The 15291-nt window shown below is 67.7% G+C and carries 15 protein-coding genes; 13 read left to right on the forward strand and 2 right to left on the reverse strand.

Translation table 11 applies throughout. The annotated features are described in order from the left end of the window. The first annotated feature begins 14 nt into the window (after positions 1-14). The 10 genes from VGI12_09390 to VGI12_09435 all read left to right on the forward strand — a co-directional run bounded on the left by VGI12_09390 (position 15) and on the right by VGI12_09435 (position 9139). On the forward strand, positions 15-3194 hold the full coding sequence (locus VGI12_09390) for a M14 family zinc carboxypeptidase (GenBank protein ID HEY2432871.1): 3180 nt from the start codon (positions 15-17) through the stop codon (positions 3192-3194). Positions 3195-3360: 166 nt separating this feature from the next. After that, complete coding sequence (locus tag VGI12_09395; protein HEY2432872.1) at positions 3361-3750, forward strand: hypothetical protein; 390 nt, start codon at positions 3361-3363, stop codon at positions 3748-3750. A 13-nt stretch (positions 3751-3763) separates the two neighbouring features. Next, positions 3764-4732: an amidohydrolase family protein gene (locus tag VGI12_09400; GenBank protein HEY2432873.1), complete on the forward strand. Its 969-nt coding sequence runs from the start codon at positions 3764-3766 to the stop codon at positions 4730-4732. A gap of 70 nt (positions 4733-4802) precedes the next feature. Next, positions 4803-6263: a tetratricopeptide repeat protein gene (locus VGI12_09405; protein HEY2432874.1), complete on the forward strand. Its 1461-nt coding sequence runs from the start codon at positions 4803-4805 to the stop codon at positions 6261-6263. Further along, positions 6263-6655, forward strand: a complete 393-nt coding sequence (locus VGI12_09410) for a hypothetical protein (GenBank protein ID HEY2432875.1) — start codon at positions 6263-6265, stop codon at positions 6653-6655. Before VGI12_09405 ends, VGI12_09410 begins: the two co-directional genes overlap by 1 nt. A 53-nt stretch (positions 6656-6708) precedes the next feature. Next, positions 6709-7233 carry a GNAT family N-acetyltransferase gene (locus tag VGI12_09415; GenBank protein ID HEY2432876.1) on the forward strand — a complete coding sequence of 175 codons (525 nt, stop codon included), beginning with the start codon at positions 6709-6711 and terminating at the stop codon, positions 7231-7233. 16 nt (positions 7234-7249) lie between these two features. Further along, positions 7250-7591, forward strand: coding sequence for a DMT family protein (locus VGI12_09420; GenBank protein HEY2432877.1), 342 nt, complete (start codon positions 7250-7252; stop codon positions 7589-7591). Further along, a complete protein-coding gene (locus tag VGI12_09425; protein HEY2432878.1) occupies positions 7584-8048 on the forward strand; it encodes a DUF1569 domain-containing protein in 465 nt (154 codons plus the stop codon). Before VGI12_09420 ends, VGI12_09425 begins: the two co-directional genes overlap by 8 nt. A 46-nt stretch (positions 8049-8094) precedes the next feature. Continuing rightward, positions 8095-8637 (forward strand): YaeQ family protein, encoded by a 543-nt coding sequence (locus VGI12_09430; protein ID HEY2432879.1) that lies wholly within the window; start codon positions 8095-8097, stop codon positions 8635-8637. A gap of 25 nt (positions 8638-8662) precedes the next feature. Then, positions 8663-9139: a hypothetical protein gene (locus VGI12_09435; GenBank protein HEY2432880.1), complete on the forward strand. Its 477-nt coding sequence runs from the start codon at positions 8663-8665 to the stop codon at positions 9137-9139. A 38-nt stretch (positions 9140-9177) separates the two neighbouring features. On the opposite strand, the gene VGI12_09440 is transcribed toward VGI12_09435, so the two are convergent. After that, on the reverse strand, positions 9178-10323 hold the full coding sequence (locus tag VGI12_09440; protein HEY2432881.1) for an alpha-hydroxy acid oxidase: 1146 nt from the start codon (positions 10321-10323) through the stop codon (positions 9178-9180). 124 nt (positions 10324-10447) lie between these two features. On the opposite strand from VGI12_09440, the gene VGI12_09445 reads away from it, so the two are divergent. The 3 genes from VGI12_09445 to VGI12_09455 are packed head-to-tail and all read left to right on the forward strand — an operon-like array spanning position 10448 to position 14027. After that, complete coding sequence (locus tag VGI12_09445) at positions 10448-12178, forward strand: lactate permease LctP family transporter (GenBank protein HEY2432882.1); 1731 nt, start codon at positions 10448-10450, stop codon at positions 12176-12178. Continuing rightward, positions 12178-12951: a hypothetical protein gene (locus VGI12_09450; protein ID HEY2432883.1), complete on the forward strand. Its 774-nt coding sequence runs from the start codon at positions 12178-12180 to the stop codon at positions 12949-12951. Before VGI12_09445 ends, VGI12_09450 begins: the two co-directional genes overlap by 1 nt. Beyond that, positions 12948-14027, forward strand: coding sequence for a DUF3500 domain-containing protein (locus VGI12_09455; protein HEY2432884.1), 1080 nt, complete (start codon positions 12948-12950; stop codon positions 14025-14027). Before VGI12_09450 ends, VGI12_09455 begins: the two co-directional genes overlap by 4 nt. On the opposite strand, the gene nadE is transcribed toward VGI12_09455, so the two are convergent. Beyond that, the coding region (nadE, locus tag VGI12_09460; GenBank protein HEY2432885.1) for an NAD(+) synthase at positions 14008-15291 on the reverse strand (1284 nt) is incomplete at its 5' end. The two genes, VGI12_09455 and nadE, sit on opposite strands and share 20 nt — an antisense overlap.

Here is a 15291-nt window from a genome sequence, read left to right on the forward strand (position 1 = left end):
CAATCGTCCGCCATATGACCATCACGCGCATCGTGCCGCTTCTGGCCGTGCTGTGCCTTACGGCGCCGATCGCGGCGCAACAGACGCCCGCGCCGAAAGCCCCGCAGAAGCCGGCGAAATCCGGCGCCGTCGATCTCGCCACCGCCAAGCCGGGCCGCGATCCGAACCAGCCGCTCGACGAGGAGTACACCAGAAAGATCAAGGAGTACACCACCGAGACGTTCTTCAACTCGCCGCTGACCGACTACCTGCCGGCGAGCAAGACCGTGCCGACGCCGAAGGCCGTGCTCGGCGACATTGCCGGCGCGCCCGGCAAGCTGCCCTACTCCAAAGAGGTGTACGACTACATGCGGCGTCTCGAGAAGGCCACGCCGCGGGTCAAGGTCTACAGCATCGGCAAGACCGAGGAGGGGCGCGAGATGCTCGCGGTGGCGGTCGCGTCCGAAGCGCTGATCAAAAACCTCGACGCCGACAAGGCCGATCTGGCGAAGCTCGCCGATCCGAGAACGATCAAGTTCGACGACGATCTGGCGGATCAGATCGCCAGGCGCGCCGCGCCCATCTACTACATCACCGGCACGATCCATTCGACCGAGGCCGGCGCGCCGACGGCGCTGATGGAGCTCGCCTACCGGCTGGCCGTCGACGACAGCCCGTACATCCGCAACATCCGTGAGCACGTCGTCACGCTGATCACGCCGATCGTCGAAGTCGACGGTCGCGACCGTGTTGTCGACGCCTACGAGTGGAAGAAGAAGCATCCCAACGACACGCCGATGGCGCCGGTCTACTGGGGCCACTACGTGATGCACGACAACAATCGCGACGCGATGGGGATGACGCTCAAGCTGTCGCAGAACGTGCTCAACACCTACCTCGACTGGAAGGCGCAGGTGCTGCACGACCTGCACGAATCGGTGGCGCTGCTCTACGACAACACGATCGGCAACGGTCCCTACAACGCGTGGCTCGATCCGATCCTCACCAACGAGTGGCAACTCATCGGTTGGAACAACGTCAACGAGATGACGCGGATGGGGATGCCGGGCGTGTTTGCGTGGGGCACGTTCGATACCTGGTCGCCCGGCTACCTGATGTTCATGGCGGCGACCCACAACGGCATCAGCCGGCTCTACGAGACGTTCGGCAACGGCGGCAGCGCCGACACCGAGGACCGCACGCTGACCGAGGCCGACACGGCCCGCACCTGGTATCGCCAGAATCCGGCGCCGAGCCGCGTGCGCTGGTCGCTCAGGAACAACAACAACTACGAACAGACGGGCCTGCTCGTCTCGCTCAACTACTTCGCCAACAACCGCATCTATTTCCTGCGTAACTTCTACGACAAGAGCAAGCGCTCGATCGCCAAGGCGAAGGTCGAGGGCCCGGCGGCCTACGTGTTCCCGGCCAACGATCCGCGCCCAGGGGCGCAGGCGGAGCTGCTGCGCGTGCTGCAGCGCCAAGCGGTGGAAATCTCGCGCTCGACGTCCGCGTTCACGGTCACGCTGCCGGTGAAGCAGCCCGCGACCGGCCGCGGCAGTCGTGGCGGCGGTCGTGGCGGGGCCGGCGCGGCCGGCGGCGGCCGCGGTCAGGCCCCGACCGACACTGCAGGTGAAAACGCGCCGCCGGCACCACCGCCACAGCCAACGACGCGTGAGTTCCCGGCCGGCAGCTACATCGTGCGCATGGACCAGCCGTACTCACGCATCGCCGACACGCTGCTCGACTATCAGTACTGGGCGCCGAACGACGCTCAGCAGCGGCCGTACGACGACACCGGGTGGACGTTCCCCGAGTCGTATGCCGTGCAGGCCGTCCGCGTCACCGACGCGAAAGTGCTCGACGTGCCGATGGAGCGCGTGGCGGGTGAGGTGAAAGCGGGAAGCGGGATCGCCGGCACTGGCAGCCTCTTCGCGATCAACCACAACGCCGACAACGCGCTCATCTCGCTTCGCTACCGGTTCAAGGACGCCGACATCCAGATTGCCGAGGAGCCGTTCGACGCCCGCGGCACGAAGTTCAACCGCGGCAGCTTCATCGTCAAGGGAGTGTCGCAGGCGGATCTCGACAAGGCGATTGGCGAGATCGGGCTGAAGGCCGTGGCGCTCGACGCGGTGCCGTCGGTCAAGACCCATCCGGCGCGCGCCGCGCGCATCGCCGTCCTGCACATGTGGTCGAACACGCAGACGGAAGGCTGGTGGCGGCAGGCGTTCGATCTCTACGGGATCCCGTACGACTACGTCGATCCCAAGTTCATTCACGACACTGCCAACCTGCGCGCCAGCTACGACGTCATCATCTTCGGCCCGGGCGGCGGCCAGGGCGCCGTCGAGGGGACGCCGCTCTGGCGCAGCGCCATTCCGTACCAGAACACCGCCGACACGCCGAACGTCGGCACGTGGGCGCAGACCGATGACACGCGCATCGGGATGGGGCTCGAAGGGCTGCTGCACCTGCGCCAGTTCATCGATCAGGGGGGTGTGTTCATCGCCTCCAACAGCAGTGCCGATTTTGCGATCAACAACGCCTTGGCCTATGGCGTCACCTCGAACCGCGCCGGGGCCACCTCGCGCGTGGTCGGTTCGCTGCTGCGCACGAAACTGGCCGACGACACGAGCCCGATCGTCTACGGCGTGCCCGACAACCTCGCCGTCTACAGCGACGCGGGTGAGACGTTCAGCGTCAGCGCCACCGCCGGCGGCGTTGGCCGCGGCGGCGGGGGTGGGGGAGGGGCCGCGCCCGGCGGCGGTCGCGGCGGCGGCGCCGGCACTCGTCCGACGGGACGCGGCACGCCCGACGACGCCGACGTCGTGCAGGGACGTCCGCCGGACGAATCGACCGGCATGCCGACGCCTCCGCCGCCGCCGACCGTGCAGCCGTGGCAGTACGCGTTGCCGACCGAGGAAGCGCTCAAGCGCAATCCGGCCAATGTCATTCCGCCGCAGTTCCGGCCGCGGGTGCCGCTACGCTACGAGGCCCAGACGTCGCTGCTCGTCTCCGGGCTGCTCGACGGCGGCACCGACATCGCGCAGCGTCCCGTCGTCGTGGACGTGCCGGTCGGCAAGGGCCACGTGGTCCTGTTTGCGGCCAACCCGATCTACCGTGGCGAGACCATAGGCAGCTATTTCATGGTGTTCAATACGCTCCTCAACTTCGACGCCCTGGGCGCCGGAAGAAAGCTGGATCCGCGGTAGTGCGCGCTGGAGGCACCCTGAGCTCGCGCGGGTCATTGATGACGGCGCGACAGCTCAGGGTGACAAAAAATGGCGGCCGCGATTGACGCTGGGTGTCAGACCTCGAGAGCGGATCCGCACACGTCGCCGCAAGTTGCTGATTCGATTCGGTTCTAATACCTCAGCTGTGTCGGGTATGCCGGTTGCAACCTGCTGCGACGTGCTTTCAACCTACACGTCACAATCGTTCGGGACTGTCGTCCCGGAACTTCAACGCGCGGAGATCCGCATGATTCTCATCACGGGCTCGAACATCGGGGCTATGGAGCAGGCGGCAATCGCGCTGTTTCGCGCCGGGCAGATTCCGGTGCTGGGGGAGTGGATCGCGTCGCCGCTCGCGGCCGGAGAGCCGACTTTCGACGACGTGTACGAGCCGGTGCTCGAACGTCTGGTTGAGCGCTGTGATGCACTGCTCCGTCTGCCGGGCGCCTCGACCGATTCCGATTCGCTCGTCGGCGCGGCGCGGTCGCGCGGGCTTCGGGTCTACTTCACGCTGAGCGACGCGCTGGCGGGGTAAACTGCTCGTCAGCATGCTGACGAGACGAGAATTGATGTCTGGCGCGGCGGCCGTGGCGGCTGCCGCGTTGATGCGCGACGACGCGTGGGCGCAGGCGCCATCCGGCCAGGGCAGCGTCTCCTTTCTCATGCCGGCTGGCGCGACCGACTGCCACGCGCACGTCTTCTGCGACAGCAAGGCCTTCCCGATGGCGCCAGGGCGTACCTACACGCCCGATGCGGCGCCGGTCTCCGAATACATCGCACTCGCGCGCAGGCTCGGGATCGAGCGCACCGTCTTCATCCAGCCGAGCGTGTACGGCGCCGACAACACCTGCATTCTTGCGGCGATCCGCGAGATTGGCTCACATGCGCGCGGCATCGCGGTCGTCGGGGACACGACCTCCGACGCCGAGCTCGACGACATGATCCACACCGGTATCCGGGGCCTGCGGATCAATCTCGAGACGACAGGCCAGGCCGATCCGTCGCAGGCGCGCGAACGGTTCCTCGCCGCCGTCAAGCGCATCGGCGCACGCAAGCTGCACGTCCAGATGTTCACGCGGCCATCGGTCATCGCGGCGATCAAGGAGGCGATCGAGGCGTCGCCGCTGACGGTCGTGTTCGATCATTTCGGCGGCGCGCAGGCTGCCGGCGGCGTGGAGCAGCCTGGCTTCGACGCGCTGGCGGCGCTCGTCCAGTCGGGCAAGGCGTATGTGAAGCTCTCGGCGCCCTACCGCGGTTCGACCCAGACACCCGCCTACGCTGACATGGCGCCTCTGGCCAAGGCGCTCATCGCCGCCAACCCGCAGCGGATCCTGTGGGGCAGCGACTGGCCGCACCCGAACACGTCGCCCGAAGCGGTCAACGCCGACAGCGGCACCTCTCCGCGCCTGCCGATCGACGATGTGGCGGTGCTGAATCAATTCCAGGTCTGGCTCCCGACGATTCCACAACGGCGCGTCGTCCTCGTCGACAACCCGGCGCGGCTGTACGGCTGGTAGCCCGGCGCGCCGGCGACGCGAACCGCGCTACAATCCGCCATCCGGTCACGCGCGGAGGCACGGCTGAACGATGCGGAAGTGGATATCGGTTGCGGGAATGGTGTCGCTGGTCGTCGTCGACGTGCTGGCGACCTGCGGCGGAGGCGGCGGGGGCGGCACCGGCGGGATGGGCGGCGGCGGCGCGATGGCCGACGTCGTCTATCAGGTGCCATGGAAGCTGCTCAACGGCAGTGAGCCGCTCGAGGGCGGCGGCCTCGTCGTCTACTGGTTCCCGGCGTCGGAAAACGAGCTGAAGAACTCGAGCCTGCGCAACTCGCGCATGCTGTCGCTCTATGCCTCGCAGTGTGTGACGATGGCGGTGGCCGACATCGGGCAGCCGCTCGGACGAAAGTTCGCGGTCGACGACAAGGCGCCGGTCGCCGTGCTCGCCCAGACCGACGGCACGATCATCGGCAAGGCGCCGGGCGATCCCGACGGCCGGCTGCGCGTCGGCAAGGTCGAAAAACTGCTCGACGGCGAGATGAAACAGCGCGAAGCCGGAGTCAAGGGCACGCTCAATACTGCCAAGGACGCCGCCAAGCGCGGCGACAAAGACGCCGCGATCGCCCAGTACAAATCGGTACTCGATCAGAAGTGCCTCTTCCCCAAGCTGGCGAAGGACGCGGCCAACGAGCTGAAGAAGCTCGGCGCCGCCGGCGTCGAGCCGATGCCCGACGCGCCCGACTTCGACGCCTCGGTCGGCGCGCGAATCGAACAGGCGCTCAAGAGCGGCCTGATGGCGGAGAACATGGCCGACTACGCCAAGGCCGAAAAGTTCTACGCTGCGGCGCGGCGGCTCGATCCCGCCGATCCGGCGCCGCTGCGCTACCTGGGGGAACTCTATCGCCATCAGACCGGCGACTGGGCCAAGGCGCGCACGACGTTCGAGCAGATCCTGGCGATGCCGTCCGATCCACTGTCGCGCGCGGTTGCGCTGCACGGGCTCGGCAAGATGACGATCCACGACGGCGAGTTCCAGAAGGGGCTGCACCTGATGGAGCAGTCGGCCGCCGTGTTTCCGCTGCCGCTGACCTATCGCAACCTGGCCGTCTACTGGCACTCGGAGGGCGATCGACGGAAGGCGGATGCGTACACGAAGAAGGCGCTGGCGCTCGATCCCGACGAGCCGTTCAACGTCGTGTTCGCGGCGGCGTTCGCGGCCGGCGCCGGCGGCGACGAGGCGCGTCGCGCGCTGGCGGTCGCGCAGGCGCACGAGGACTTGCTCTGCGCGTCCTACAACCTGGCGGCGATCCATGCGCAGCTCGGCGATCGCAACAAGGCGCTCGCGCTGCTCAGGCGGCATTTCTACGCCTACGAAAAGTTCGACTCGGTCCGCAGCAAGGAGATGATGGAGGCGCGCGTCGACGCCGTGTTCGCGTCCATCGTCAAGGACCCTGAGTTCCTGTCGCTCACCGCCGGCGCCGACGGCAAGCTTCCCATGCGCGAAGGCGACGGCCGGCGGCCGCTGCCTGAAGAGATGACGAGGCACTGATGGCTCAGCAGTCCGATCCGTTGTTCGCTCCGATGAAAGGCGCCGACACGCGCGTCGTCGGCGGCGTCCAGGTGGACGTCGCCGCGGCCGGCAGCGGCCGCATCAAGCGCGTCATTTACCAGCCGGGGTTCCGCTGGTCGACCGACATGAAGGACAAGGTCGGCACCGACCTCTGTATGCATGCGCACGTCGGCTTCATCGCGCGCGGCCGTATCCATGTGCAGTACGGCGATGGCACGATCGCCGAGTTCGTGGCGCCGCAGGTCGTCGCCATCGAGCCCGGCCACGACGGGTGGGTCGTCGGCGACGAGCCGGCCGTCCTGATCGAAGTCGATTTCATGGGCGAGACGCCGGCACGCTTCGGCATGTCGGACCACCACCGCCGGAAATAGATGGCTCGGCTGACGGACGGGCTGGTGACGTCGAACGAGCTGGTCCTCGTGACATGGCGTGGCCACCGCCCCTGACGACAGCCCGGCTGCGCGTGCGGCCGCTCGAGCCGCCCGATACGGCCTTCATCGTCGCGCTGCTCAACGATGAGGCGTTCGTCCGCAACATCGGCGACCGCGGCGTCCGCAGCGAGGAAGACGCCCTGGCGTACCTCGTGGCGGGACCGCTCGCCAGCTACTCCCGTCATGGGTTCGGCCTCTGCGCCGTGACGGGCGAGACCGGAACGCCAATCGGCATCTGCGGATTGCTGCAGCGCGCCGAATTCGAGGCGCCCGACCTCGGTTTCGCGTTCCTGCCGGCGTTCCGATCGCAGGGATATGCCTTCGAGGCTGCGTCGGCCGTCAAGGCGGACGCGCACGCGCGACTCGGCATCGAGACCCTGCTGGCCATTGTCAATCCCGAGAACGCGCCGTCGATCCGGGTGCTCGAGCGGCTCGGGTTTCGCTTCGAACGCATGACGACGCTCGGGTCGGAGCAGAAGCCGCTGCGGTTGTTCGCCGCGGGCGCGGCGACGCTCTGATACGATTTCGAGGCCGATGAGAATCGCGCTCACCACCATTGGGCTGCTGGCGTGCTCGAACGTCTTCATGACCTTCGCGTGGTACGCGCATCTGAAAGACCTGCGCGCCAAGCCGTGGTACGTGGCGGCGCTGGTGAGCTGGGGGATCGCCCTTTTCGAGTACCTGTTGCAGGTGCCGGCCAACCGCATCGGCTACAGCGAGCTGTCGCTGTCGCAGTTGAAGATCATCCAGGAAGTGGTGACACTGTCGGTGTTCGTGCCGTTCTCGATCCTCTACATGCGGCAGCCGTTTCGTCTCGACTTCCTGTGGGCGGGCCTGTGTCTGGTGGGCGCCGTCTACTTCATGTTCCGTGGCTGAGGCACACAGCAGGCTGGATGCCGCTGGCGCGGTCGACGCGCTGGCCGGACGGCTGAGCAAGCTGCACGACAAGCGCCCGCGCGCGTGGGGCAGGATGACGCCCCACGAGATGCTCTGTCATCTCGGCGATTCGCTGGCCGGCGCCCTCGGCGAACGGCCGATCTCGCCGGCGGACACGTGGGTAAACCGCACGATCATCAAATACGTCGCCCTGCATACGAGCCTTGCCTGGCCGAAGGGGACGCCGACGCGGCCTGAGGTCGATCAAACGCGCGGCGGAACGAAGCCGTCCGACTTCGATTCCGATCGCGCCCGCGTCATCGACCTGCTGACGCGCTTTTCTGCCGCCGACGCCCGCCACGAGCGTCATCCCCTCTTCGGGCCGCTGACGCGGGACGAGTGGATGATCTGGGGATGGCGCCATACCGACCATCATCTGCGTCAGTTCGCACTGTGACGGCCGATCGAAAGGGGCGAGCGACACCGCCCCTCGGAAAGCATCGATGGCGCTGAGCGCGACGGTCTACACCTTCGAGATCGATCTGTCCGACAGCGATCGCGGCGTCTACGAATCGCTGGTGCTGCGCGTCGCGCGGCACCCGTCGGAGTCGGACGAGTACCTCGTCGCGCGCGTGCTGGCGTACTGCCTCGAGTACACCGACGGCACCGCGTTCTCACCAGGCGGCCTGTCGGATCCGGACGAACCGCCGATCGCCGTGCGCGATCTGACCGGCAGGGTGCTGGCCTGGATCGACGTCGGGACACCGGATGCCGCTCGCCTGCACCGCGCCTCGAAGGCCACGCCGCGCGTCGCCGTTTATGTGCACAAGGATCCGTATCAGTGGCTGCGGTCGCTCGTCGGCGCGCGTATTCACCGCGCCGAGGCGCTGGAGGTGTGGGGCTTTGACCGCGCGTTCGTGGCCTCGTTGTGCGCGCGTCTCGAGCGGCGCACCTCGTTTACGCTGTCGGTGTCGGACCGCGAGCTGTACGTGTCGTTTGCCGAGGCGACCCTCACCGGCCCCGTGACGCGCCTGACGCTGCCGTGACTTCGCCAGGAGTATCCTGTTCAGCGTGGCAAAGGGCGCGACGGCGGCGCCGGCGAAGCAGCTCGCCGGGTTCATCGCGAAGTTCTCGCCGGCGATTGCCAGGGACGCGCGCGGCGCGCTGACGCGCATCCGGCGGCTGGTCCCTGCCGGCGCCTTCCGCATGGTCTACGACAACTACAACGGCCTCGTCGTCGGCTTTGGACCGAATGCGCGTCCGTCCGACGCCATCGTCTCCATCCTCGTCGTCGCCGATCACGTGACGCTGTGCTTCATCAACGACGCGCCGAGTCTGCCCGATCCGGAAGGGCTGCTGAAGGGGAGCGGCAACGTCGTGCGGCACGTCCGTCTGGCGTCGGCGCGCGACCTCGATCGTCCCGCCATCCTGACACTGGTGAAGACGGCGATTGCGCGATCGGACGTGCCGTTCCCACGCCGGGGGCCTTCGCCGCTGATCGTCAAGTCGATCTCGACGAAGCAGCGGCCGCGACGCAAATTGTCGTGAGCGGTCGCGCGACTCGCGGACCGGGACGTTCAGGCGATCTACCAGCGATCGCGGCTGACGTACGACGCGCCGAGGTCCCGCACGGACGCGCACCCGAGCAGCTTCAGCGTGCGGTGCAGATCGGCGCGCAGGATGTCGATCGACTGCCGGACGCCGGGCGCCCCGGCCGCTGCGAGGCCATAGGCGTAGGCGCGGCCGATCAGCACGGCCCTGGCGCCGAGGCACAGGGCTTTCACCACGTCGCTGCCGCGCCGGATGCCGCCGTCGAGCAGCACCTCGACGCGATCACCGGCCGCCTTCACGACATCCGGCAGCACGCGTATGGTCGGCCACACCGTATCGAGCTGGCGGCCGCCGTGGTTCGAGACGACGATTGCCTGGACCCCCGCGTCGGCGGCGCGGCGCGCATCGTCCGCGATCTGCACCCCTTTGACGATGATTGGCCGATCCCAGATCTGCCGGATCCATTTCAGGTCGTCCCAGGTGACCGTCGACTGAGCGAGGGCGGCGGCGACATCGGCGTACGGCATCGGCCCGTCCTTCAGCCTGACGTTCGGGAACTGCATCAGGCCGCCATCGCCGAGGAAGCCGCGCAGCCACGCCGGGTGCCGGATGATCTCGGGAAGATACGGGAGCATCGGCAGCCACTTGCCGGTGATCATCTCCTTGGAGCCGTTGCGCAGATCGCGCTCCCGCATGCCGGCGACCGCGGTGTCGATCGTCAGGACCAGCGCCGAGTAGCCGGCTTCCTTGGCGCGCTGCACGCCCTGCGCGGCGATGTCGCGGCCGCCGCAGAGATAGAGCTGGAACCAGGCGGGGCCCGTCGTCGCCGCCTTGACTTCCTCGAGCGGCGTGCCCGAGAGCGTCGACAGGCAATAGATCGTGCCGACATCGCCGGCGACGCCCGCGGCGACCGCCTCGCCCCGCGGCCAGAACATGCGGCTGCTGCCGACCGGCGCCAGGATGATCGGCATCGCGATCGGCGTGCCGAGGATGGTGGTCGAGAGATCGATCGCCGGAGAATCGACCGCCGATCGCGGGTGAAGGCTGATGTCTTCGAAGGCGCGGACGTTCTCGCGCAGCGTCACTTCGCCATCGGCGCCGCCGTCGATGTACTCAAACACCGGCCGCGGCAACCGCCGGCGCGCCGCCTGCCGGAAGTCTTCGATATTGACGATGGGCACGCGAGATTCTAGACCACATCCGACGCCGTGAACATGGCGATCCGTCTGGACGGCGGTCGCGAGCGAGGGACGGGCGTCGGCGAGTCCAGGGAGCGAAGCCGTTCGGATCTATGATGGCCCCGCCGTGTCCTGGGTCCAGAGCTACGATCCGCTCGCGTCGCCGTGGCTCAGCACGGCTGCGGCGGCGCTGCCGATCGTGCTCCTGCTGGCGGCGCTCGGTCTTCTCGAGTGGCGTGCGCACCGCGCGGCGCTCCTCGGACTGCTGTCGGCGCTGGCCGTATCGGTCTTTGTTTACGGGATGCCGATACGCACGGCCACGGCGACGACGATCTACGGCGCGGCGTATGGATTCCTGCCGATTGGCTGGATCGTGATCAACGCCGTGTTCCTCTACGACGTGACGGTCGCGACCGGGCAGTTCGACGTCCTCAAGGCGTCGGTCGGCCGGCTCTCGGCCGATCGACGGATCCAGGCGCTGCTCGTCGCGTTCGCGTTCGGGGCGTTCATCGAAGGCGCGTCGGGGTTCGGGACGCCGGTCGCGATCTGTTCCGCCCTCCTGATGGGGCTCGGGTTCACGCCGCTGTACGCCGCTGGCCTGTCACTCATTGCGAACACGGCGCCCGTCGCGTTTGGCGCCATCGGCACGCCGATCCTGACGCTCGGCGCCGTCACGGGTATTCCGGCGGCGACGATCGGCGTGATGGCGGGACGGCAGCTGCCGTTCGTGTCCCTTGTCGTGCCGGCGTGGCTGGTGGTGACGATGAGCGGCTGGCGCGGCTTGCGCGCGGTATGGCCGGCCGTCGCGGTCTGCGGCGGCACGTTCGCGCTGGTGCAGTTCGCGTGGAGCAACTACGTCGGCGTCGAGCTTGTCGACATCGCCGGCGGCCTCGCGTCAATCGCGATGCTGACGCTGTTCTGCCGCGTGTGGCAGCCGCGGGATCGCTGGGAAGACGCAACAGTCGCCGCCACGGACCGGGGTCAAACCGGGGTCAAACCGGGGTCAGACCGGGGTCAGACCACCTTTGCCGTCGCTTCGCATGAGACGGCCGTCCGGGGCGGATCCGTCGCACGGGCGTGGATGCCATGGGTATTCCTCAGCGTCGCGGTGATCGTCTGGGGGCTGCCGGCAACCAAAGCGGCGCTGAGCGGACCCGTGTGGTCGCCATCGATCGACGTCCCAGGGCTGCATCGAACGGTTTTCCGCGACTTTCCGGTCGTGACCACGCGTATCGATCGGACGCGCATCGACGACGCCGCGTATCGAAACGGACACGCGGAAGCGGCGGTCTTCTCGCTGAACTGGGCGTCGGCGACCGGGACCGCCATCCTGCTGGCGACGTTGGCGAGCGCCATCTACCTGCGCGTGCGCCCCGGACAGCTCCTGATGATCGCCTTGTCGACGCTCCGGCGGATGCGCGTCCCGCTCGCCACCATCATGATCATGCTCGCGTTGGGCTTCGTGACCCGCTACGGCGGCACGGACGCGACGCTCGGGCTCGCTTTCACGCGAACCGGACGGCTCTATCCGTTCTTTGCGACCCTCCTGGGCTGGCTCGGCGTCGCGTTGACCGGCTCCGACACGAGCTCCAACGTCCTGTTCGGCAGTCTGCAGAAGATCACCGCCCAGCAGCTCGGCTTCAACCCCGTGCTCATCGTCACCGCCAACAGCACCGGCGGCGTGATGGGCAAGATGATCGACGCGCAGAGCATCGTGGTGTCGACGGCGTCGACGGGCCAGACCGGACAGGAAGGGAAGATCCTGCGCTTCGTGTTCTGGCACAGCGTGGCGCTGGCCACGATCATGGGAACGATCGTGATGCTGCAGGCGTACGTGTTCCCGAAGATGATTCCGTGATGCGTCGGTTCCAGCTGATCGAGCTCGAAGATCAGTCGTGGTTTCCTGGCACGATTCGCGATCTCGCGACCGACTACCTGCAGTTCGTGCAGACGCGGCTGCGTTTCGATCGCGCGATCGCCCCGCTCGTCAAGCGTGTGCTTGACGCGGCCGCGACCACGAACATCATCGACCTCTGCTCGGGCGGTTCGGGTCCGCTGCTGCTGCTCGTGAAGGACCTCGCCGACGAAGGCCGGCCCGCCACGGTGATGATGACCGATCTCTACCCGAACATCCCCGCGTTCGAGGCGATCGCGGCGCAGTCGGACGGCCGCATCGACTACGAACGCTCGCCGGTCGACGCGCGCGCCGTGCCCGCCGCGCTCCCTGGCCTGCGGACACTCTTCAACGCATTCCATCACCTGAAGCCGGAGGACGCGCGGGCGGTGCTGCACGCCGCCGCCGCGGCGCGGCAGCCGATCGCGATCTTCGAGATCTCGGAGCGCCGCTGGCGTGCGCTGATTCCGGTCGCGCTCCTGACGCCGATCCTCGTCCTGCTGGCGACGCCGTTCATGCGTCCATTTCTCTGGCGGCGACTGCTCTGGACCTATCTCGTTCCGCTTGTCCCGTTCACTTGCTGCTGGGACGGGATCGTTTCCCAGCTGCGCGCGTATTCGCCCGACGAGATGCGCGCCCTCGGCGGCGGCTCGGCGCCGATGCGCTGGGAGGCCGGGCAGGTGCCGGTCGTGGGCGGCCGCGCACGGCTCAGCTATCTGCTAGGATTCCCCGCATGAAACGCGTGGTCGCCGCTGTCGTTCTCGTCGCCGTCGGCATCGGCGGCTCGTTGTATGCCTCGCAGCGGTCGGTGGCCGCGATGTCCGGCGCCGCCGGCTCGTGGCTGGCCTCGCTCAGCGCCGATCAGAAACAGCGCGCGACGTTTCCGTTCGATTCCGAGGAGCGGACGCACTGGCACTACGTTCCGAACGAGCAGTTTCCGCGCAAGGGGGTCCAGATCAAAGAGATGTCCGAGACGCAGCGGACGCTGGCCTGGAGCCTGCTGAAGACCGGCCTCAGCGCGCGCGGCTTTACCACGGCCCGTTCGATCATGGAGCTCGAGAACATCCTCAAATCGGTGGAGGGGCCGAACGGTCAGTTCGCGCGCGATCACGAGGCGTATCAGTTCAGCGTGTTCGGCACACCCGGCGACAAGAAGGCGTGGGGCTGGCGTTTCGAGGGCCATCACGTCTCCGTCCGCTTCGACCTCGTCAACGGCGCGCTGACCTCGAGCACTCCGAGCTTCTTTGGCAGCAATCCCGCAGAGGTACGCGTCGACGTGCCCGATGCCGCGCCCCGGGGCACGCGCGTGCTCGGCCCTGAGGAGGACGCCGGCCGCGCCCTGCTCGACTCGCTCGACGCCGCGCAGAAGACGACCGCCATCGTCAACGTCGCCGCGCCGAACGAGATGCTGACGTCGAACAAGCTGGCGGCCGACCCGCAATCGCCCCTCGGCGTGAAAGCGTCGGCGATGACGCCGGCGCAGAGAGAGAAGCTGATGGCGCTCGTCGACGTCTACGCCGGCTACATGGTTCCCGACATCGCCGCCGAACGGATGGAGCGTCTGAAAAAGGCCGGCCTCGACAACATCGCATTCGCGTGGGCTGGTGAAACGGAGAAGGGCAAGAAGCACTACTACCGGTTACAGGGACCGACCTTTCTCGTCGAGTACGACAACTCGCAGAACGACGGCAATCACATCCACTCGGTGTGGCGCGACTTCAACGGAGACTTTGGTGTGGACTTGTTGCGGGAACATCTGAAGTCAGTCCCACACGAGCCGAACCTGACGCCGCTCATCCCTCCCAGCCGCTGATGATCGTCTCGCGCAGATCGAACCCGAACGCGCGCTCGCTGACGACGACGATCGGCGGGCCCTGCAGGCGTTTGTAGACGGACCGCCGCATACGGCGCCCGGCGTCGGCGACGACCGCGCGGAACGACTCGGACGTGAACTTGTCATACGGCGTGCGTCCCTGGTCGTCGGGCGGAAAGCGCGCCGGATCGAGCGTCCGCGTCTCGAACTGCCGGACGAGATCGGCCGGTCCGGCACGACGCTCGACCAGCTCGCCGACGATGGGCGCCACCACCGCGTAGTCGAACGGATCGAACTGGTTGTCGGCGAGCTCGGCCGACGGCACGATCCGGAAGGTCTCCTCGGGAATGATCTCCCGTCGGTGCCGCGCGTTGGCGTGGCGGGCGAGGCGGTAGACGTCGGTCTTCGAGAGATCGCCGATCAGTGACAGGCCGCCGCACATGTCGCCATAGAGCGTCGCGTAGCCGAGCGCGATCTCGGTTTCGTTGCCGCAGGAGATCAGCAGCGCCCCGGTGTCGTTCGATTCTGCCATCATCAGCAGGCCGCGGATGCGGGCGTGCAGGTTTTCGCGCGTCAGGTTGTGCTGGATCCGGTGCGCATGCTCCTCGAACGTCCCGCGCACGCACTCGTCGATCCCCTGGATCGGGATGACGCCGTACTGCACGCCCAGGGTCTGCGCCAGCCGTGCCGCGATCGACCGCGTCGTGTCCGTGTTGTGCCGCGACGGCAGGTTGAAGGCCGACACGTTGCCGGCGCCGAGCGCGTCGACCGCGATCGTGACCGCCAGCGCCGAGTCGATGCCGCCCGACACCGGGACGATCGCGCGCGTGAACCCGAGCTTGCGCATGTAGTCGGTGAGCGACATGACCAGCGCGTCGTAGATCTCGCGCTCCCGATCGTCCGCCGGCAGGGCGAGCGCGGGCCCGTCCGCATCGCTGTCCGTCTTGGCGCCGCGCGCGTGGCTGGGCAGGTCGACGACGAGCAGGTCCTCCTCGAACGCGCTGCCGATCGCGACGAGGCGACCCGAGGCGTCGTAGACAAGGCTCTCGCCGTCGAACGGAATGATGTTCTTGCCGTTGTCGGCGGCGCCGACCGTGTTCACGTAGACGATCGGCCGCCCGAGCGCGGCGATGTGCTCCTGAATGAGCCGCTCACGAATCCGCCGCTTGCCGGGGTAATACGGCGAGGCATTGATGTTGAGGAGCACCGACGCGCCCTGCGCGGCCAGCTCTGGCAGCGGCTTGACGGCGTAGAACTCGTCCCA

This window comes from Vicinamibacterales bacterium (assembly GCA_036496585.1).
Taxonomy (GTDB): Bacteria; Acidobacteriota; Vicinamibacteria; order Vicinamibacterales; family 2-12-FULL-66-21; genus JAICSD01.

Coding starts and splice junctions, on each gene's coding strand:
- VGI12_09390 (HEY2432871.1), top strand. CDS start 15: ATGACCATCACGCGCATCGTGCCGCTTCTGGCCGTGCTGTGCCTTACG.
- VGI12_09400 (HEY2432873.1), top strand. CDS start 3,764: ATGCTGACGAGACGAGAATTGATGTCTGGCGCGGCGGCCGTGGCGGCT.
- VGI12_09405 (HEY2432874.1), top strand. CDS start 4,803: ATGCGGAAGTGGATATCGGTTGCGGGAATGGTGTCGCTGGTCGTCGTC.
- VGI12_09410 (HEY2432875.1), top strand. CDS start 6,263: ATGGCTCAGCAGTCCGATCCGTTGTTCGCTCCGATGAAAGGCGCCGAC.
- VGI12_09415 (HEY2432876.1), top strand. CDS start 6,709: ATGGCGTGGCCACCGCCCCTGACGACAGCCCGGCTGCGCGTGCGGCCG.
- VGI12_09420 (HEY2432877.1), top strand. CDS start 7,250: ATGAGAATCGCGCTCACCACCATTGGGCTGCTGGCGTGCTCGAACGTC.
- VGI12_09430 (HEY2432879.1), top strand. CDS start 8,095: ATGGCGCTGAGCGCGACGGTCTACACCTTCGAGATCGATCTGTCCGAC.
- VGI12_09450 (HEY2432883.1), top strand. CDS start 12,178: ATGCGTCGGTTCCAGCTGATCGAGCTCGAAGATCAGTCGTGGTTTCCT.
- VGI12_09455 (HEY2432884.1), top strand. CDS start 12,948: ATGAAACGCGTGGTCGCCGCTGTCGTTCTCGTCGCCGTCGGCATCGGC.